General features: G+C 35.7%; 32 protein-coding genes. 31 read left to right on the top strand and 1 reads right to left on the bottom strand.

All coding sequences use genetic code 11. From position 1 onward, the window contains the following. Positions 1 to 19: 19 nt before the first annotated feature. The 29 genes from J2T03_RS11115 to rplQ all read left to right on the top strand — a co-directional run bounded on the left by J2T03_RS11115 (position 20) and on the right by rplQ (position 14,895). A complete protein-coding gene (locus tag J2T03_RS11115) occupies positions 20 to 784 on the top strand; it encodes a DeoR/GlpR family DNA-binding transcription regulator (RefSeq protein ID WP_306840425.1) in 765 nt (254 codons plus the stop codon). A gap of 247 nt (positions 785 to 1,031) precedes the next feature. Continuing rightward, positions 1,032 to 1,658: a 50S ribosomal protein L3 gene (rplC, locus tag J2T03_RS11110; protein WP_034678007.1), complete on the top strand. Its 627-nt coding sequence runs from the start codon at positions 1,032 to 1,034 to the stop codon at positions 1,656 to 1,658. Beyond that, complete coding sequence (gene rplD / locus J2T03_RS11105) at positions 1,649 to 2,278, top strand: 50S ribosomal protein L4 (protein WP_111957081.1); 630 nt, start codon at positions 1,649 to 1,651, stop codon at positions 2,276 to 2,278. Before rplC ends, rplD begins: the two co-directional genes overlap by 10 nt. A 3-nt stretch (positions 2,279 to 2,281) precedes the next feature. Then, positions 2,282 to 2,572, top strand: a complete 291-nt coding sequence (gene rplW / locus J2T03_RS11100; protein WP_034702844.1) for a 50S ribosomal protein L23 — start codon at positions 2,282 to 2,284, stop codon at positions 2,570 to 2,572. 22 nt (positions 2,573 to 2,594) lie between these two features. Beyond that, positions 2,595 to 3,416 carry a 50S ribosomal protein L2 gene (gene rplB / locus J2T03_RS11095; RefSeq protein WP_111957083.1) on the top strand — a complete coding sequence of 274 codons (822 nt, stop codon included), beginning with the start codon at positions 2,595 to 2,597 and terminating at the stop codon, positions 3,414 to 3,416. 2 nt (positions 3,417 to 3,418) lie between these two features. Next, positions 3,419 to 3,697 (top strand): 30S ribosomal protein S19, encoded by a 279-nt coding sequence (rpsS, locus tag J2T03_RS11090; RefSeq protein WP_034702850.1) that lies wholly within the window; start codon positions 3,419 to 3,421, stop codon positions 3,695 to 3,697. Between the two features lie 2 nt (positions 3,698 to 3,699). After that, a complete protein-coding gene (rplV, locus tag J2T03_RS11085; protein WP_111957085.1) occupies positions 3,700 to 4,098 on the top strand; it encodes a 50S ribosomal protein L22 in 399 nt (132 codons plus the stop codon). 7 nt (positions 4,099 to 4,105) lie between these two features. Beyond that, complete coding sequence (gene rpsC / locus J2T03_RS11080) at positions 4,106 to 4,852, top strand: 30S ribosomal protein S3 (protein WP_111957087.1); 747 nt, start codon at positions 4,106 to 4,108, stop codon at positions 4,850 to 4,852. 98 nt (positions 4,853 to 4,950) lie between these two features. Next, on the top strand, positions 4,951 to 5,376 hold the full coding sequence (gene rplP, locus J2T03_RS11075; protein WP_034738777.1) for a 50S ribosomal protein L16: 426 nt from the start codon (positions 4,951 to 4,953) through the stop codon (positions 5,374 to 5,376). A gap of 11 nt (positions 5,377 to 5,387) precedes the next feature. Beyond that, positions 5,388 to 5,576, top strand: coding sequence for a 50S ribosomal protein L29 (gene rpmC / locus J2T03_RS11070; RefSeq protein ID WP_034725985.1), 189 nt, complete (start codon positions 5,388 to 5,390; stop codon positions 5,574 to 5,576). A gap of 11 nt (positions 5,577 to 5,587) precedes the next feature. Then, on the top strand, positions 5,588 to 5,845 hold the full coding sequence (gene rpsQ / locus J2T03_RS11065) for a 30S ribosomal protein S17 (protein ID WP_053073319.1): 258 nt from the start codon (positions 5,588 to 5,590) through the stop codon (positions 5,843 to 5,845). Positions 5,846 to 5,847: 2 nt separating this feature from the next. Beyond that, the gene (gene rplN, locus J2T03_RS11060; RefSeq protein WP_007839504.1) at positions 5,848 to 6,216 is read left to right on the top strand and encodes a 50S ribosomal protein L14; all 369 of its coding nucleotides are present in this window, start codon (positions 5,848 to 5,850) and stop codon (positions 6,214 to 6,216) included. Between the two features lie 23 nt (positions 6,217 to 6,239). Further along, positions 6,240 to 6,566, top strand: a complete 327-nt coding sequence (gene rplX, locus J2T03_RS11055) for a 50S ribosomal protein L24 (RefSeq protein WP_111957089.1) — start codon at positions 6,240 to 6,242, stop codon at positions 6,564 to 6,566. Positions 6,567 to 6,579: 13 nt separating this feature from the next. After that, entirely contained in the window at positions 6,580 to 7,131 is a 552-nt protein-coding gene (gene rplE, locus J2T03_RS11050; RefSeq protein ID WP_034702867.1) for a 50S ribosomal protein L5, read from the top strand. Positions 7,132 to 7,134: 3 nt separating this feature from the next. After that, entirely contained in the window at positions 7,135 to 7,404 is a 270-nt protein-coding gene (gene rpsN, locus J2T03_RS11045) for a 30S ribosomal protein S14 (protein WP_047376574.1), read from the top strand. A 145-nt stretch (positions 7,405 to 7,549) separates the two neighbouring features. Continuing rightward, positions 7,550 to 7,948: a 30S ribosomal protein S8 gene (gene rpsH / locus J2T03_RS11040; RefSeq protein ID WP_306840424.1), complete on the top strand. Its 399-nt coding sequence runs from the start codon at positions 7,550 to 7,552 to the stop codon at positions 7,946 to 7,948. A 17-nt stretch (positions 7,949 to 7,965) separates the two neighbouring features. Further along, positions 7,966 to 8,511, top strand: coding sequence for a 50S ribosomal protein L6 (rplF, locus tag J2T03_RS11035; protein ID WP_306840423.1), 546 nt, complete (start codon positions 7,966 to 7,968; stop codon positions 8,509 to 8,511). A gap of 15 nt (positions 8,512 to 8,526) precedes the next feature. Then, entirely contained in the window at positions 8,527 to 8,880 is a 354-nt protein-coding gene (gene rplR, locus J2T03_RS11030) for a 50S ribosomal protein L18 (RefSeq protein WP_034725976.1), read from the top strand. A 20-nt stretch (positions 8,881 to 8,900) separates the two neighbouring features. Beyond that, positions 8,901 to 9,422 carry a 30S ribosomal protein S5 gene (gene rpsE, locus J2T03_RS11025; RefSeq protein WP_034703137.1) on the top strand — a complete coding sequence of 174 codons (522 nt, stop codon included), beginning with the start codon at positions 8,901 to 8,903 and terminating at the stop codon, positions 9,420 to 9,422. 10 nt (positions 9,423 to 9,432) lie between these two features. Beyond that, the gene (rpmD, locus tag J2T03_RS11020; RefSeq protein ID WP_007839493.1) at positions 9,433 to 9,609 is read left to right on the top strand and encodes a 50S ribosomal protein L30; all 177 of its coding nucleotides are present in this window, start codon (positions 9,433 to 9,435) and stop codon (positions 9,607 to 9,609) included. Positions 9,610 to 9,630: 21 nt separating this feature from the next. Next, positions 9,631 to 10,080, top strand: a complete 450-nt coding sequence (gene rplO / locus J2T03_RS11015; RefSeq protein WP_111957099.1) for a 50S ribosomal protein L15 — start codon at positions 9,631 to 9,633, stop codon at positions 10,078 to 10,080. A gap of 9 nt (positions 10,081 to 10,089) precedes the next feature. After that, on the top strand, positions 10,090 to 11,469 hold the full coding sequence (secY, locus tag J2T03_RS11010; RefSeq protein WP_034725974.1) for a preprotein translocase subunit SecY: 1,380 nt from the start codon (positions 10,090 to 10,092) through the stop codon (positions 11,467 to 11,469). Between the two features lie 3 nt (positions 11,470 to 11,472). Continuing rightward, positions 11,473 to 11,688, top strand: coding sequence for a translation initiation factor IF-1 (infA, locus tag J2T03_RS11005; protein ID WP_027381317.1), 216 nt, complete (start codon positions 11,473 to 11,475; stop codon positions 11,686 to 11,688). 110 nt (positions 11,689 to 11,798) lie between these two features. Next, positions 11,799 to 11,915, top strand: coding sequence for a 50S ribosomal protein L36 (gene rpmJ, locus J2T03_RS11000; RefSeq protein WP_007839480.1), 117 nt, complete (start codon positions 11,799 to 11,801; stop codon positions 11,913 to 11,915). 9 nt (positions 11,916 to 11,924) lie between these two features. Continuing rightward, positions 11,925 to 12,302: a 30S ribosomal protein S13 gene (rpsM, locus tag J2T03_RS10995; protein WP_002983260.1), complete on the top strand. Its 378-nt coding sequence runs from the start codon at positions 11,925 to 11,927 to the stop codon at positions 12,300 to 12,302. A gap of 12 nt (positions 12,303 to 12,314) precedes the next feature. After that, positions 12,315 to 12,704 (top strand): 30S ribosomal protein S11, encoded by a 390-nt coding sequence (gene rpsK / locus J2T03_RS10990; RefSeq protein WP_027387198.1) that lies wholly within the window; start codon positions 12,315 to 12,317, stop codon positions 12,702 to 12,704. 19 nt (positions 12,705 to 12,723) lie between these two features. Further along, positions 12,724 to 13,332, top strand: a complete 609-nt coding sequence (rpsD, locus tag J2T03_RS10985; protein ID WP_034725972.1) for a 30S ribosomal protein S4 — start codon at positions 12,724 to 12,726, stop codon at positions 13,330 to 13,332. A gap of 33 nt (positions 13,333 to 13,365) precedes the next feature. Then, positions 13,366 to 14,361, top strand: coding sequence for a DNA-directed RNA polymerase subunit alpha (locus J2T03_RS10980; RefSeq protein ID WP_306840422.1), 996 nt, complete (start codon positions 13,366 to 13,368; stop codon positions 14,359 to 14,361). A gap of 6 nt (positions 14,362 to 14,367) precedes the next feature. Continuing rightward, a complete protein-coding gene (rplQ, locus tag J2T03_RS10975) occupies positions 14,368 to 14,895 on the top strand; it encodes a 50S ribosomal protein L17 (protein ID WP_306840421.1) in 528 nt (175 codons plus the stop codon). 170 nt (positions 14,896 to 15,065) lie between these two features. Here rplQ and J2T03_RS10970 read toward each other — a convergent pair whose 3' ends face one another. After that, positions 15,066 to 15,500: a hypothetical protein gene (locus J2T03_RS10970; protein ID WP_306840420.1), complete on the bottom strand. Its 435-nt coding sequence runs from the start codon at positions 15,498 to 15,500 to the stop codon at positions 15,066 to 15,068. Positions 15,501 to 15,675: 175 nt separating this feature from the next. Here J2T03_RS10970 and J2T03_RS10965 point away from each other — a divergent pair, with 175 nt between their 5' ends. Together J2T03_RS10965 and J2T03_RS10960 are read left to right on the top strand one after the other, a co-directional pair. Further along, positions 15,676 to 16,308 carry a response regulator gene (locus tag J2T03_RS10965; protein ID WP_307211241.1) on the top strand — a complete coding sequence of 211 codons (633 nt, stop codon included), beginning with the start codon at positions 15,676 to 15,678 and terminating at the stop codon, positions 16,306 to 16,308. 6 nt (positions 16,309 to 16,314) lie between these two features. Next, the gene (locus tag J2T03_RS10960; protein ID WP_306840418.1) at positions 16,315 to 17,127 is read left to right on the top strand and encodes a hypothetical protein; all 813 of its coding nucleotides are present in this window, start codon (positions 16,315 to 16,317) and stop codon (positions 17,125 to 17,127) included. Positions 17,128 to 17,445: the final 318 nt, after the last annotated feature.

Genomic DNA, 17,445 nt, shown 5'->3' with positions numbered 1-17,445 from the left:
TTTTGATGAAAGAATCAGAATGGAAAAGTTGATACCAAGGCACGATGATATATTAAAGGAACTGGATGAAAAAGGGTATGTTCTTGTACAGGATCTGTGTGAGAAGTTCAATGTTTCGTCAGTTACGGTCCGAAAGGATCTGAATTATCTCGAAAGCCTAGGATTGCTTTTCCGAAACCACGGAGGGGCAAGCAAACATGTACGATATGCCTACGAAAGGAATGTAGATGAAAAAGAAAACATCAATGTAGAAGCCAAGCAGAACATTGCTAAGGCAGCCTTGCAGTTAATTCAAGAGAATGACTGTATTATTCTGGCTTCGGGGACTACGATGCATTATCTTGCAAGAATGTTGATGAACTTTGGTCCTCTTACGGTTTTGACCTCTTCCTTAAGGGTGGCTATTGAACTGTGCAATAATCCTAATATTAATATTATACAATTGGGTGGTGAAGTCCGAAAGAGCTCTACCTCCATAGTAGGTTCCATTTCTGAAGGCATTCTTAAGCAGTTTTCCTGTAATAAGCTTTTTCTGGGCGTAGATGGTATTGATATTAATTTCGGAATCAGTACATCCAATGCTGCGGAAGCTCATTTGAATCAGCTTATGATAGAGTGCTCCGAAAAAGTAGTCATTCTTGGTGATTCTTCAAAGCTGAATAAAAAAGGATTTGGAAAGATTGCTCCTCTGGATAAAGTTGATTATCTGATTACGGATAGTGGCATCTGTGCCGAAGATAAGGCAGCACTAGAAGAAATAGGGGTTTCGGTTATTATAAAATAGGCTTTTTCCTTATTTTATTTTTTAAAACCAAAATAATTCTCTGAAAATTTCCATCCGGTTTTTTCAAAATCACCTAATTGATTAAAAATCAAAATATTTTACTTAAAATATTTGTCAGTTCTAAAAATATTCATAAATTTGCACACTCCATTTTAGGGGCGTAGTATGCCTATATCAAAAGTAGAAATTGCTTCAGACCTCCTAAAAATGTGGAAACTAGAAAGATAAATTTTATTTAATATAAACAATGTCAGGTATTATTGGTAAAAAAATCGGTATGACGTCTTTGTTTAACGAAGAAGGAAAGAATATTCCTTGTACAGTTATTCAGGCTGGTCCATGCTCGGTTTTACAGGTCAGAACCATAGAAAAGGACGGCTACAAGTCAGTTCAGTTAGGTTTCGATGACAAGAGTGAAAAGAACGTAGGTAAAGCGTTAGCTGGCCATTTCAAAAAGGCTGGTTCTGCTCCAAAAGCTAAGTTGGTAGAATTCTACAGAGAATTCGTAGACGAGGTAAAAGTAGGAGAAGAAGTAAAAGTTGATTTATTCTCTGAAGGAGAGTATGTTGACGTAACAGGAACTTCAAAAGGTAAAGGTTTCCAGGGTGTTGTTAAAAGACATGGCTTTGGAGGTGTAATGCAAGCTACTCATGGTCAGCACAACAGACTTAGAGCTCCAGGTTCTATCGGTGCTGGATCGGATCCTTCAAGAGTATTCAAAGGAATGAGAATGGCGGGTAGAATGGGAGGTAAGCAGGTAACTGTACAAAACCTTCAAGTATTAAAAGTGGATCAAGAACAAAATCTTTTAGTAGTAAAAGGTGCTGTTCCGGGAGCTAAAAATTCTTATGTAATTATCAGAAAATGGAACTAGTAGTATTAAATACATCAGGAAAAGAGACCGGAAGAAAAGTAACTCTAGACGAATCAGTATTCGGAATTGAGCCAAATCAGCACGCGGTTTACTTAGAAGTTAAACAGTACCTTGCAGCACAGAGACAAGGGACTCATAAATCAAAAGAAAGAAGCGAAATTACTGCTTCTACTAAAAAGCTTAAGAAGCAAAAAGGATCTGGTTCTGCTAGATATGGTGATATCAAATCTCCAACTTTCAGAGGTGGAGGTAGAGTATTCGGACCAAAACCTAGAGACTACAGATTCAAATTGAACAAAGCTCTTAAGAGATTAGCTAAAAAATCTGTTTTATCTCAGAAAATGAGAGACAACAGCATCAGAGTAATGGAGGATATGAGCTTAAACGCTCCTAAAACTAAAGATTTCATCACTATCCTAAATGCATTGGCATTGAACGATAAGAAATCTCTATTTGTTCTTCCTGAAGCTAACAAGAATGTGTATTTATCTTCAAGAAACTTACCTAAAACTAAAGTAATGAACTTCAACGAAATTAGTTCATATGACTTGATGAATGCAGGTGAGATCGTATTCTTAGAAGGTGCAGTTGAAAAATTCCAGGAAAATTTAAAGAAATAAATCATGTCACTTATTATTAAACCAGTTATCTCAGAAAAGGCTAATTACCTTACAGATTTAAGAGGTTCTTATTCTTTCTTAGTAGATCCTAAGGCTAATAAGATCCAGATTAAAAAAGCTGTTGAAGCAGCTTACGGTGTAAAAGTAGCAGACGTTAACACAATGATTTATGCTCCGAAGGTTTCTTCAAAATACACTAAAAAAGGTCTTCAAGTAGGAAAGACAAACAAATTGAAAAAGGCGGTAATCAAGCTTGTTGAAGGTGAAGTTATCGATATTTTTGCTGTAAATTAATTATTAATTATAAATAATAGTAATGTCTGTTAGAAAATTAAAACCTATCACCCCAGGACAGAGATTCAGAATTGTAAACAATTTTGAGGAAATTACTACCAACAAACCAGAGAAATCTCTAACAGTTGGTATTAGTAAGTCAGGTGGACGTAACCAAACTGGTAAAATGACCATGCGTTACACCGGAGGTGGACACAAAAAGAAATACAGAATTATCGACTTCAAAAGAAACAAGCATGATGTTGAAGCAACGGTAAAAACTGTAGAATATGATCCAAACAGAACTGCATTTATCGCTTTATTAGAGTACGCAGATGGAGAGAAGAGATATATCATCGCTCCAAACGGTATCAAAGTAGATCAGAAAGTAGTTTCAGGAGAAAGCGTAGAACCGAATGTAGGTAACGCAATGAAATTGAAAAACATTCCATTGGGTACTGTAATTTCTTGTGTTGAAATGAAGCCTGGACAAGGTGCTATTTTAGCAAGAAGTGCTGGTTCTTCAGCTCAATTAACTTCAAGAGACGGAAAATATGCAATCATCAAATTGCCTTCAGGAGAATCCAGAATGATCCTTACTGAATGTTATGCAATGATTGGATCTGTTTCTAACTCTGATCATCAGTTAACTGTTTCAGGTAAGGCTGGTAGAAGCAGATGGTTAGGTAGAAGACCTAGAACTAGACCGGTAGTAATGAACCCTGTAGATCACCCAATGGGAGGTGGTGAAGGACGTTCTTCTGGAGGTCACCCAAGATCTAGAAACGGTATGCCGGCTAAAGGTTACAAAACCAGAAAGAAAAACAAAGCGTCTAACCGTCATATCATATCTAAAAGAAAATAATTATGGCAAGATCACTTAAAAAAGGACCATTCATTCATCATACTTTAGATAAGAAGGTTCAGACAAACATAGAGTCTGGTAAGAAGACAGTTATTAAAACTTGGTCTAGAGCATCGATGATCTCTCCGGACTTCGTAGGACAAACTATTGCAGTACACAACGGGAAATCGTTTATCCCTGTTTATGTTACAGAAAACATGGTAGGTCACAAGTTAGGCGAATTTTCTCCAACAAGATCTTTCAGAGGTCATGGTGGTAACAAAAATAAAGGAAGCAGATAATCATGGGATCAAGAAAACAAGATAGTTCAATCGCAAGAAAAGAAGCTAACAAAGACGTTGTAAAAGCTTCATTAAATGACTGCCCATCATCTCCAAGAAAAATGAGATTAGTTGCTGATATCATTAGAGGAGAGCAGGTAGATAAAGCTCTTTATATCCTAAAATATTCTAAAAAAGAAGCCTCTAACAAATTAGAGAAATTACTTCTTTCTGCTATGGCAAACTGGCAGACTAAAAATGAAGGTGCTGATATTGAAGAAGCAAACCTTATCATTAAAGAAATCTTCGTGGATAGTGCAAGACAATTGAAGAGACTAAGACCAGCTCCGCAAGGTAGAGGGTATAGAATCAGAAAAAGATCTAACCACGTTACATTAATCTTAGGTAATAAAGAAAATTAATCAAGGTATGGGACAGAAGACAAATCCAATTGGTAACAGATTAGGTATCATCAGAGGATGGGATTCTAACTGGTTTGGCGGAAACGATTATGGAGACAGAATCGCGGAAGACTACAAAATCAGAAGATACCTTGAGGCTAGATTATCTAAAGGTGGTATTTCAAAAATTTATATTGAAAGAACACTGAAATTAGTAACAGTGACGATCACTACTGCTAGACCGGGACTTATCATCGGTAAAGGAGGTCAGGAAGTTGATAAATTGAAAGAAGAATTGAAGAAACTTACAGGTAAGGATATTCAAATCAACATTTTCGAAATCAAAAGACCTGAACTTGACGCAGTATTAGTGGCAGACAGCATCTCTAAGCAGATCGAAAACAGAATTTCTTACAGAAGAGCTGTTAAAATGGCAATGGCTAGTACAATGAGAATGGGTGCTGAAGGTATCAAAGTTCAAATCTCTGGTAGATTGAACGGTGCTGAAATGGCAAGAAGCGAATCTTTCAAAGACGGAAGAATTCCTTTGTCTACTTTCAGAGCTGATATCGATTATCACTGGGCTGAAGCTCACACTACTTACGGTAGATTAGGCGTGAAAGTTTGGATCATGAAAGGAGAGGTTTACGGTAAAAGAGATCTTTCTCCACTAGTGGGACAACAGAAAAAAGGAGGTCCTTCAGGAGGCGGAAACAGAGGAGACAGAGACAACAGAAGACCTAGAAAAAATAACAATAATAACAATAATAATTAAAAATTTTAGGTTAGAAATTTTGAATTTTAAATTACCGTTACTTTTTTAAAATATAAAAAATCTAAAATCTAAAATCTAAAATCTAAAATTTAGAAATTATGTTACAACCAAAAAGAACCAAATTCCGTAGAGTTCACAAGATGAAGATGAAGGGGATTGCTCAAAGAGGTAATCAACTGGCTTACGGAACTTTTGGAATCAAAGCTATAGAAGGTGCTTGGATCACTGCAAGACAAATCGAAGCTGCTCGTATCGCTGCGACTAGATATATGAAGAGAGAAGGTCAGCTATGGATCAAAATCTTCCCGGATAAGCCAATTACTAAAAAACCAGCTGAAGTACGTATGGGTAAAGGTAAAGGTGCCGTGGAATATTGGGTAGCTGTAGTAAAACCAGGTAAAATTATGTTCGAAATCGGAGGAGTATCTTACGAAATCGCTAAGGAAGCTTTAAGACTTGCTGCTCAGAAATTACCGGTAGTTACTAAATTCGTAGTTGCTAACGATTTTGTTAAACCTCTATAATCTTTGATACAATGAAACAAGCTGATATTAAAAATTTAAGCGCGGGTGATATTCAAGCAAAACTTGCTGAATTGAAAACTCAATATTCAAAACTGAAATTGGCTCACAAGATCAGTCCAATTGAAAACCCGATTCAAATCAGAGATTTGAGAAGATCGATCGCTAGACTAAACACTGAGTTAACCACTAAACAACAATAAGATTTTCATACATTATGGAAAGAAACTTAAGAAAAGAAAGAATCGGAATAGTTTCCAGCAATAAAATGGAAAAGACCATTGTTGTAAGTGAGACTACGAGAGTGAAACACCCGATGTACGGTAAATTCGTATTAAAAACGAAAAAATATACTGCACACGACGAAAACAACGAATGCACAGAAGGTGATACAGTTCTGATCCAGGAAACTAGACCTTTGAGCAAGAGCAAGAGATGGAGATTAGTAAGAATCATTGAAAAAGCTAAGTAATAATGTTACAAACAGAATCAAGATTAAAAGTTGCTGATAACACAGGTGCAAAAGAAGTACTAGTTATCAGAGTTCTGGGAGGAACCAGAAGAAGATATGCTTCAGTTGGTGATAAAATCGTTGTTACTATCAAGGATTCTACACCATCAGGAAACGCTAAAAAAGGTCAGGTATCTAAAGCTGTAGTAGTAAGAACTAAAAAAGCAGTTAGAAGAAAAGATGGTTCATACATCAAATTCGAAGACAATGCTTGTGTATTACTAAACGCAGCAGGAGAAATGAGAGGAACACGTGTTTTCGGACCTGTTGCTCGTGAGTTGAGAGACAAAGAATATATGAAAATCATTTCATTAGCTCCTGAAGTACTTTAATTTTAAAAATTTTTAAAAGAAAAATGTCAAAGTTAAAAATAAAAAGAGGAGATAACGTCATCATTACTACAGGTAAGAAAGATATCAAAGGTAAGACTGGTGAAGTTATTGAAGTGATCAAAAAAGAAGGAAAAGACCCAAGAGTAATCGTTGCAGGACTTAACATCGTTAAAAAACACGTTAAGCCTTCAGCTTCTAACCCTCAAGGTGGAATTACTGAAAAGGAAGCTTCTATCCATATCTCAAACGTAGCTCTAGTTGGTAAAGACGGAAAAGCTATCAAAATCGGTTATAAAATCGACGGAGATAAGAAAGTAAGAATCGATAGAAAAACGGGTGAAACTTTATAATTTGAATTAACACATGGAATTTATAGCAAGACCCAAAAATATATACAGAGAGAAAATTGTTCCTGCAATGATGGAAGAATTTGGGTACAAATCTGTAATGCAGGTACCTAGATTGGAAAAAATCATCCTATCTCAAGGATTAGGTGATGCAACTGCAGACAAGAAAATCATTGATTATGCTGTAGAAGAATTAACAATGATTACTGGCCAGAAAGCAGTAGGTACTATCTCTAAGAAAGACGAAGCGGCTTTCAAATTGAGAAAAGGTATGCCTGTAGGTGCTAAGGTAACATTGAGAGCTCATAAAATGTATGAATTCTTAGACAGACTTACTTCTTCTGCTTTACCACGTATCAGAGATTTCTCTGGTATCAAGGCAGACGGGTTCGATGGTAGAGGTAATTATAACTTAGGTATTACTGAGCAGATTATCTTCCCTGAAATCGTAATTGACAAAGTGAAAAAAATCCAAGGGATGGACATCACTTTCGTAACAACTGCGAAAACAGATAAAGAAGCGAAAGCTTTATTAACTCACTTCGGTTTACCATTTAAAAAGAACTAAGAAATGGCTAAAGAATCAATGAAAGCGCGTGAGCGCAAAAGAGAAGCACTAGTTGCTAAATACGCTGACAAAAGAAAAGCTTTAAAAGAAGCTGGTGATTATGAAGGACTTCAGAAATTACCTAAAAATGCTTCTCCTGTAAGATTACACAACAGATGTAAACTAACAGGTAGACCTAGAGGATACATGAGAACGTTCGGTATTTCCAGAGTAACTTTCAGAGAAATGGCAAACAACGGTCTTATCCCGGGAGTAAGAAAAGCCAGTTGGTAATAATTACTAATTAATCGGGACAATTAAGTTGTCTGGATACTAAAGAATAAAAATATCAGACCCAAGATTTTCTGAAGTCTGATATTTTAATCTTCAAGTCTTTTCAATACTGATTGTCTTTAACCAATAATTTTAAAATAGAAAAATGGTAACAGATCCAATTTCAGATTTCCTAACAAGAGTAAGGAACGCACAAAGCGCAGGCCACAAAGTGGTGGAAATTCCTGCATCGAAAATCAAAAAGGAGATTACTAAGATCTTATTTGATCAAGGGTATATCTTAAACTACAAGTTTGAAGATAGCGCTGTTCAAGGAGTGATCAAAATCGCTTTAAAGTATGACAAGCAAACTAACAAACCGGCTATTAAATCTATTCAGAGAGCTTCTAGACCAGGTTTAAGACAGTACAAAGGTTCTACCGAACTTCCAAGAGTACTGAACGGTTTGGGTATAGCTGTTATCTCTACTTCTAAAGGAGTAATGACTGACAAGAAGGCTAGAGAAGAAAAAGTAGGCGGTGAAGTAATCTGCTATGTTTATTAATTTTTAATCAGAGGAAAATGTCAAGAATTGGTAAAGCAATTATAACAATTCCAGCTGGAGTTACTGTCACTGAAAATAACGGTGTTGTAACAGTTAAAGGTCCTAAAGGAGAACTTTCTCAGGAGCTTACAGCAGGAATTACTTTAGAACAGAAAGATGGTGAACTTAATGTGAACAGACCATCTGAGTCTAAACAACACAAAGCACTTCACGGTCTATACAGAGCGTTGATCAACAACATGATTGTTGGTGTTGAAAAAGGTTTCGAAAAGAAACTAGAACTAGTAGGGGTAGGATACAGAGCTTCACACACAGGTCAAAAACTTGAGTTAGCTTTAGGATTCTCTCACGGTATCGTATTAGAACTTCCAAACGAAGTAAAAGTAGATACATTGACTGAAAAAGGTAAAAACCCAATTATTACTTTAGCGTCTCATGACAACCAACTTCTAGGAATGGTAGCTGCAAAGATCCGTTCTTTCAGAAAGCCTGAGCCTTACAAAGGAAAAGGTGTAAGATTCCTTGGAGAAATTGTTAGACGTAAAGCTGGTAAATCTGCTTAATAAATTATAAGTATTATGGCATTAAGTAAATTAGAAAAAAGAATAAGAATCAAAAGAAGAGTAAGAGGGAAAATCTCTGGATCTTCTGAATTGCCAAGATTATCTGTATATAAAAGTAATAAGGAAATTTACGCTCAGTTAATCGATGATAAAAATGGTACAACTTTAGTTTCCGCTTCTTCAAGAGAGAAAGGTGTTGACGCTAATGGTACTAAGACTGAAGTTTCTGCTGCTGTTGGTAAAGCTATCGCTGCCAAAGCGATCGCTGCAGGAATTGAAAGTATTGTATTTGACAGAAACGGTTTCGTTTATCATGGAAGAGTGAAAGCTCTTGCTGATGGAGCGAGAGAAGGAGGACTTAAATTCTAATCATAAAAATTTCGGAAAATATGTTAGGACTAGATAATATAGAAAGAGTAAAACCGGGAGGATTAGAATTAAAAGATCGTCTCGTAGCTGTTAACAGAGTAACAAAAGTAACCAAAGGAGGTAGAGCTTTCGGATTTTCTGCTATTGTTGTAGTAGGAAACGAAGATGGAGTAATCGGTCACGGTCTTGGAAAATCTAAAGAAGTAGCTTCTGCAATTGCTAAAGCTGTTGAAGATGCTAAGAAAAACCTTGTGAAAGTTCCTGTAATGAACCACACGATTCCTCACCAGACTACTGCCAGATATGGTGGTGCTGATATCTTCTTAAGACCTGCTTCTCACGGTACAGGACTTATCGCCGGTGGTGCGGTAAGAGCAGTGCTTGAGTCTGCTGGTATTCACGATATCCTTTCAAAATCTAAAGGATCTTCTAACCCTCACAACGTGGTGAAAGCTACTTTCAAAGCGTTATTGGATATCAGAAGACCTGAAGAGATTGCTAGAATGAGAGGAGTTTCTCTAAGTAAAGTGTTTAACGGTTAATATTAGAACAATGGCAACAATCAAAGTAAAGCAAGTAAGAAGCGCTATTGGAAGAACAAAAACCCAAAAGAGAACGCTTGAAGCATTAGGATTTAAGAAACTTCACCAAGTTGTAGAACACGAAGCTACTCCTTCTATCTTAGGAATGATAGCTGCAGTTAGTCATTTACTTGAAGTTCAAAAATAATTTTTAACAAAAGAAATTAAAATGAATTTAAATAACATAAAACCTGCTGCAGGATCTACTTTCAATTCAAAAAGAATTGGTAGAGGTCAGGGTACAGGAAAAGGAGGTACTGCTACGAAAGGTCATAAAGGTCAGAAAGCTAGAGCTGGTTATTCTCAGAAAATCGGTTTCGAAGGTGGACAGATGCCTTTACAAAGGAGATTACCTAAATTCGGTTTCAAAAACGTAAACAGAAAAGAGTTTAGAGGAGTAAACCTTGATACTATCCAAATTTTAATCGAGAACAAATCCATCACTGGAGATATCACGAAAGAAGTTTTAGTAGAAAACGGTTTAGTTTCTAAAAACGAATTAGTGAAAATTATGGGTAGAGGAGAATTGAAATCTGCGGTTTCAATCTCTGCTGACAAGTTCACTAAATCTGCTGAAGAGCTTATTGCTAAAGCAGGTGGAAAAGCAATTACCTTATAATACTTACTAATGAAAGAATTTATACAAACCCTTAAAAATATTTGGAGCCTAAAGGAATTAAGAGATAAAATTCTCTTTACGTTAGGTATTATCCTTGTGTATAGATTCGCATCTTATATCTCGCTTCCCGCAATTAACCTTGCAGAAGTGGGAGATCTCTTAGAGCATTATAAAAATCAAGGCGGTAACAAGCAAGGAGCAGGTCTCCTTGGCTTGCTTTCGTCGTTTACGGGGGGAGCTTTCAGCCACGCTTCCGTAATGGCGTTGGGAATTATGCCTTATATTTCTGCTTCTATTATTGTTCAGTTGATGGGAATGGCTATTCCTTATCTTCAGAAACTTCAGAAGGATGGAGAGTCTGGTAGAAATACATTGAATCAAATTACTAGATGGTTAACGATTGGTGTTTGTCTTGTACAGGCCCCTTCTTATTTAACGTCTATTACACAATTATTCTTACCGTATGCTCAGTTCTCTTCTGCATATTATGTAGAGCCAAATTCTATCATGTTCTGGTTACCAAGTATTGTTATTTTGGTTGCCGGTTCAGTATTCGCAATGTGGTTAGGTGAGAAAATTACCGACAAAGGTATCGGAAACGGTATTTCCATCCTTATTATGGTGGGAATCCTATCCAGATTACCTGAAGCATTCGTACAGGAAATGGCCGTGCAGAACGGAAAAGGAGGAATGGGATCTATCATGATCCTTATAGAAGTAATATTCTGGATGCTGGTAGTTCTTTTAGCAGTAGTATTATCTGTTGCTGTCAGAAAAATTCCAATTCAGTATGTAAGCAGAGCTCAAGCAAGAGGAGGTGTAAACAGAAATCTTATGCAGGGAGCAAGACAGTGGATCCCATTGAAAGTAAATGCTGCTGGTGTAATGCCGATTATCTTTGCTCAGGCATTGATGTTCGTACCAGGATTATTAACCAAATTCGATGAGTCCAATACTTTTCTTGCAGGTTTCAAGAATGTTTTTAGCTGGCAGTACAACGTATTGTTTGCGCTATTAATTATTATCTTCTCATTCTTCTATACTGCAATTACGATTCCGGTAAACCAAATGGCTGATGATTTGAAGAGAAATGGAGGTTTAGTACCGAAAGTAAGACCCGGTAAAGAAACAGCTGATTATTTAGATGATATTTTATCAAAAATTACCTTGCCAGGTGCAATATTTTTATCTATCTTTGCAGTCCTTCCAGCAATAGTGCATGGAAGCTTTGTTCAGACAGATGCGTTCGCCCTATTTTTCGGGGGAACATCACTATTGATTATGGTTGGAGTTATTTTAGATACAGTTCAACAGATTAATACATATCTGCTGAACCATCACTATGATGGCTTAATGCAGTCTAAATTATCAAGAACGACTGGATATTAATTTATGGCGAAACAAAAACATATTGAACAAGACGGCGTTATCACGGAAGCACTTTCGAACGCTCAGTTCCGTGTAGAGCTTGAGAATGGGCATATACTTATTGCTCATATCTCTGGTAAAATGAGAATGCATTATATTAAACTTTTACCTGGAGACAAGGTAAAACTAGAAATGTCTCCCTATGATTTATCGAAAGGGAGAATCACATTTAGATATTAATACAAACGCCAAATGGAATGTATGTTCCATTTGGCTCTTGTTGAAAAATAAATACTATCAAAATGAAATCGTAAGATTCCATTTGTCAGTAAAAAAAATAAATATTTCAAATGAAAGTTAGAGCATCAATTAAAAAAAGAAGCGCTGATTGCAAGATTGTACGCAGAAAAGGTGTACTATTCGTAATCAACAAGAAGAACCCAAAATTTAAACAAAGACAAGGCTAACATTAAATTATGGCGAGAATTGCAGGTATTGATTTACCAAAAAACAAAAGAGGTGTTATCGGTTTAACTTACATCTACGGAGTTGGAAGAAGTACTTCTTCCGAAATCCTTAAAGCTGCCGGTATCAGCGAAGACAAGAAAGTCAACGAATGGAATGACGATGAATTGGCTGCAATCAGAACATATATCTCTGAAAACGTAAAAGTAGAAGGAGAATTAAGATCTGAAGTGCAATTGAACATCAAGAGATTGATGGACATAGGATGCCAACGAGGAATACGTCACAGACTAGGACTACCTTTAAGAGGCCAGAGAACGAAAAACAACTCTAGAACCCGTAAAGGAAAGAGAAAAACTGTTGCTAACAAGAAAAAGGCAAGTAAATAATCGTTAGGAATTATGGCAAAACAAACTAAAGTAGTTAAAAAAAGAAAAGTAAAAGTTGAAGCTATTGGTGAAGCGCACATTCAGGCTTCTTTCAATAACATCATCATTTCTTTAACAAATAAAAGCGGAGAAGTTATCTCTTGGGCTTCTGCCGGTAAAATGGGTTTCAGAGGTTCTAAAAAGAATACTCCATTTGCTGCTCAAATGGCAGCTGAAAATTGCTCTAATGTTGCTCACGAAGCTGGATTAAGAAGAGTAAAGGTGTATGTGAAAGGTCCTGGTGCAGGTAGAGAATCTGCAATCAGAACAATCCACAATTCAGGTATTGAAGTTAGCGAAATCATTGATGTGACTCCTATGCCGCACAATGGATGTAGACCACCGAAAAGAAGAAGAGTTTAATTTTTAGAATTTACCCATTATGGCAAGATATATTGGACCTAAAACTAAGATTGCTAGAAAGTTTGGTGCTGCAATCTACGGAGATGACAAAAACTTCGAAAGAAGAAAAAACCAACCGCCAGGACAACACGGTCCTAACAAAAGAAGAGGTGCTAAAAAATCTGAATATGCAGTTCAGCTAGCTGAAAAGCAAAAAGCTAAATATACTTACGGTATTTTAGAAAAGCAGTTTGCTAACTTATTTGAAAAAGCACACAGAAGTAAAGGTGTAACAGGTGAAGTTCTATTACAGCTTTGTGAATCAAGATTGGATAACGTAGTATTCAGATTAGGTTTTGCTAAAACAAGATCTGCTGCTAGACAGTTAACTTCTCACAGACACATCACTGTGAATGGTGAGATCCTTAACATCCCTTCTTATTTAGTAAAAGCAGGTGATGTGATCGCTGTAAGAGAGAAATCTAAATCTCTTGAGGTTGTTACTGATTCATTAGCTTCTAAAGCTAATTATGAGTGGTTACAATTCAACGATGAGAAGAAAGAAGGTACTTTCGTTTCTGCTCCTGAAAGAATCCAGATTCCGGAGGACATCAAGGAACAGCTTATCGTCGAACTTTACTCTAAATAATTTTTTAATCAAATTTTTGCTCAACCCAATAATATGGCAATTTTACAATTCATAAAACCCGATAAAGTAATTTTACTTAACTCTGATGAATTTAAAGGTCAATTCGAATTCAGACCATTAGAACCAGGTTTCGGGCTTACTATCGGTAATGCTTTGAGAAGAGTGTTGCTTTCTTCTCTGGAAGGATATGCTATTTCATCTATCAAAATAGAAGGTGTAGAGCACGAATTTTCAACTATTCCAGGAGTAATCGAAGACGTTACCGAAATTATTCTTAACCTTAAGCAGGTGAGATTAAAAGCTTCAGCAGAAGGCCAGGCCAACGAGCAGGTAATTGCTAAAGTTTCAGGTCAAACTATTATTACTGCTGGTGATTTAGGGAAGTCTATCAACGGATTTGAGGTGCTGAACCCGGATCTTTTGATCTGCAACCTAAACAGTGATGTAACTTTCGAAATTACTTTCAATATTGAAAAAGGAAGAGGGTATGTTCCTTCAGAACAGAATAAGTCAAACAATGCACCGGTAGGTACTATTGCTATTGACTCTATTTTCACACCAATTAAGAAAGTACAATACAGCATTGAAAATTATCGTGTAGAGCAAAAAACAGACTACGAAAAACTTGTATTAGATATAGAAACTGATGGTTCCATCAGTCCTCAAAATGCTTTAACTGAAGCTTCTAAGATATTAATTTATCACTTCATGTTGTTCTCTGATGAGAGAATCACTCTTGAAACAGAAGCTGTGAAAGCATCTATCCAATATGATGAAGAAACACTTCACACAAGACAATTACTTAAGTCTAAATTAGCAGATATGGATCTTTCTGTAAGAGCCCTTAACTGTCTGAAAGCAGCTGAAGTAGAAACTCTTGGAGAGCTTGTTTCTTACAGTAAGTCTGATTTGATGAAATTCAGAAATTTTGGTAAAAAATCTTTGACAGAACTAGAAGAATTAGTGCATTCAAAAGGTCTTAACTTCGGTTTCGACGTTGCAAAATATAAGTTAGACGCTGATAAATAATTAATAATGAGACACGGTAAAAAATTCAATCACTTAGGAAGAACAGCTTCTCATAGAAGTGCTTTACTTTCTAATATGGCTTGTTCTCTAATTGAGCATAAAAGAATCAACACTACTGTAGCTAAAGCGAAAGCTTTAAGAGTATATGTTGAACCTCTATTAACAAAGGCAAAAGAAGATACTACACACAATAGAAGAATTGTTTTTTCATATCTTCAAAGTAAAGAAGCAGTTACTGAACTTTTCAGATCAGTAGCTCCTAAAATCGCTGAAAGAAACGGTGGTTATACAAGAATCATCAAAACAGGTTTCAGACCAGGTGATGCTGCTGACATGGCTCTTATCGAGCTGGTTGATTTCAACGAACTTTACAATCCTAATGCTGAGGAGAAAAAAGCTACAAGAAGAAGCAGAAGATCTGCAACTGCAAAAAAAGCTGAAGCTGTAGTAGCTGAAGCTCCAAAAGCAGAAGAGAAAGTTGAAGAGCCTAAGGCTGAAGCAGCTGACTCTGCAGAAGAGAAAACTGAAGAGTAATATTCATTCAGATATAAATGAAAAGCCATCCAGATTCTGGATGGCTTTTTTATTTGTAGGATTTATACAGCGAAAATCAATTTTACTTTACAAATGAACAATGAATTTAAAATTAACGATTGATCGTTCATCCTTACCTTTCAAACCCGGATCCTGAAATTTATCCCGATTTAAATTTTCGTTCTTTTCAGCTCAATCACATTATTTCCCTGTTCCAGATGAAGACTATCACCTTTTACCCTGGCAGTCATATCATCTTTTTTGTAGATGGTTTCGCCGTCTTTTGTTTCTGTTTTAGGTAATGTAAACGTTTTTTTATTGCTGGTGATGGCAACGTTACTTTCCTTAGGATCATTTTTGAATACTACTTTTACTAACGTTCCGTCTGTGGCTTTATAAACGAAATCTGTTTTTTCTATTTTCTGGCCGTTCACTTCAATGGTTGAGGAATTTTGGGTTACAGAATCAATTTTTCCGTTATTGTCAGTGATCATAGTTTCTGAACTGTCAGTTTTGATTACACTTTTGTTTCCGCTTTCACTTTTTTTGCAGCTGCTTAATAAAAATGTGACAGTAGAAATCGCGATTAAAAGGCTTTTTCTCATGATATTTATTTTTTAATGTATGGGATATTAATTGTTTTCTATTTGTAACAGAAATTTAAGTAAATTAATAGAAACAAAAAACAAACCAATAACCCTGAACTCAAGTCACTAAATTACACAAAAGTGTAATTGATTCCGTCTTGTTTTCTTGCGAAATTTGCCTTAAACAAAAAAAATGAGCATTTCTATCGCCATAGTAGAAGACGAAAAGAACTACAACAATGCGTTGAAGAAAGTTATCAATTACCAGGATGACATGAAAGTAGTTGCGCAGTTCTTTGATGGAAACACTGCCTTAAAAAATCTCACTGATGCTTTTCCGGATGTAGTCATGATGGATATCCAGCTGCAGGATATGCTAGGGATTGAAATCATTGAAAAGCTAAGAAAAAAAATGCCGGAGACCCAGTTTATTATGTGTACCAGCTTCGAAGATGACGAAAAGATTTTTAATTCATTAAAAGCCGGAGCTATGGGATATCTCATCAAAGGAGAAAGCATGGACAAGATTCTTTCTTCCATCCGTGATGTATATAATGGCGGAGCTCCTATGAGCCTGTCAATTGCCCGAAGAGTCTTAAGTCACTTCGAAAAAAAGCTTCCTGAACTTAAAGATTTTGATGATCTCACCGAGCGAGAAAAAGAAATTCTCGAACTTCTTTCACAAGGTCTCCTTTACAAAGAAATTGCCGACAGAAAATTCATCAGTATAGACACTGTAAAAAAACATGTAGGAAATATCTACAGAAAGTTGCACGTGAGCAATAAAGTAGAAGCAATAAATAAATTTAACCATTTTAAAAACTAAGAAAGTATGAATGAAAATCAGGATTTATTAAACTTGTTAGGAAGAATCCACCAACTTGTAGATTATGGAATTATCAACATTGATAAATTAAATGAAATACAATCTTTTTGTGATGACGAAATTTCCAGATTAGATTCTCATGGGTTTATAGAGAAAGAAGAAATAAATTGGAATAATTATAAAATCCGGGAACAAAGTACTGGTCATGAAATAGATGCCGGAATGGCTATGGACATGACCAATGCATTTAGTAAGTCAAACGAGATTGCTGAAATTTATAAAGAAATACTGCATATATCCTATGAAGTAGCTACTGACTTATTTAAAACGAATAATAAACTGAAAATTTTTTTAGGTGCAGATAGAAAAGGATTAGTTTTTTTATATGTAGATGAAAAAGAAAATAAGTATTATATTTTAGATAATAAATTAAAGAAAGAGGAAATTATAAAAGATGAATTTGATGATTACAAGAAGACTTACAATGACGGACTTAAATCAATATTAGATAGGCGCATTCAACAATATAACTCAATAACATCAAATACTGAAAGATTTATCTTATTTGATACTTTTTATGCTGAGCTTGAAAGATTAAAACCTAAATATCCGAATCTTGTTGTCTCTTTTCATCCTGCAATACACATTTCTGACGATATATTTGAGGTAGTTCTTGAAGACGGAACAGTCATTCAGACGAACTATAAGCACAGACTGACTTTCATAATGATATTAGGATATTATCAAGGAGCTAAATTTATTCCGATATCGGGTTTAGGCGCTTATGACAGAAACGGTCTCTGCCCTCCAGGATGTTAGATGACCATTCTAGACATAGCATATTATATTGCAATAGTTGCAAATTTTATTGTTTCCATAGTTCAAAAAAGACTGTGGAGGCATTTTTATTTCCTGTATTTCTTTATTACGATAGCTGTAGAGATATTTGCAGTATATTATCATCACTGGCAAAGAGTGTATAATTTTCTTGATATCTTTAGTATACTATTTTTTTGTCTTCTTTTTATTAAGGAAATTGTTTACAAGAATTTTTTAATAGCTATAACAGGTATTGCCTTAATATTAGCTGTATACTACATATATATTTGTAATACTTCATATTCTATATATACAGGA

It is taken from the genome of Chryseobacterium lathyri, from assembly GCF_030812195.1.
GTDB lineage: Bacteria > Bacteroidota > Bacteroidia > Flavobacteriales > Weeksellaceae > Chryseobacterium > Chryseobacterium lathyri_A.
Note: the sequence above shows the minus strand (reverse complement) of the source record. Positions and strands in the feature narration are given on the sequence as shown.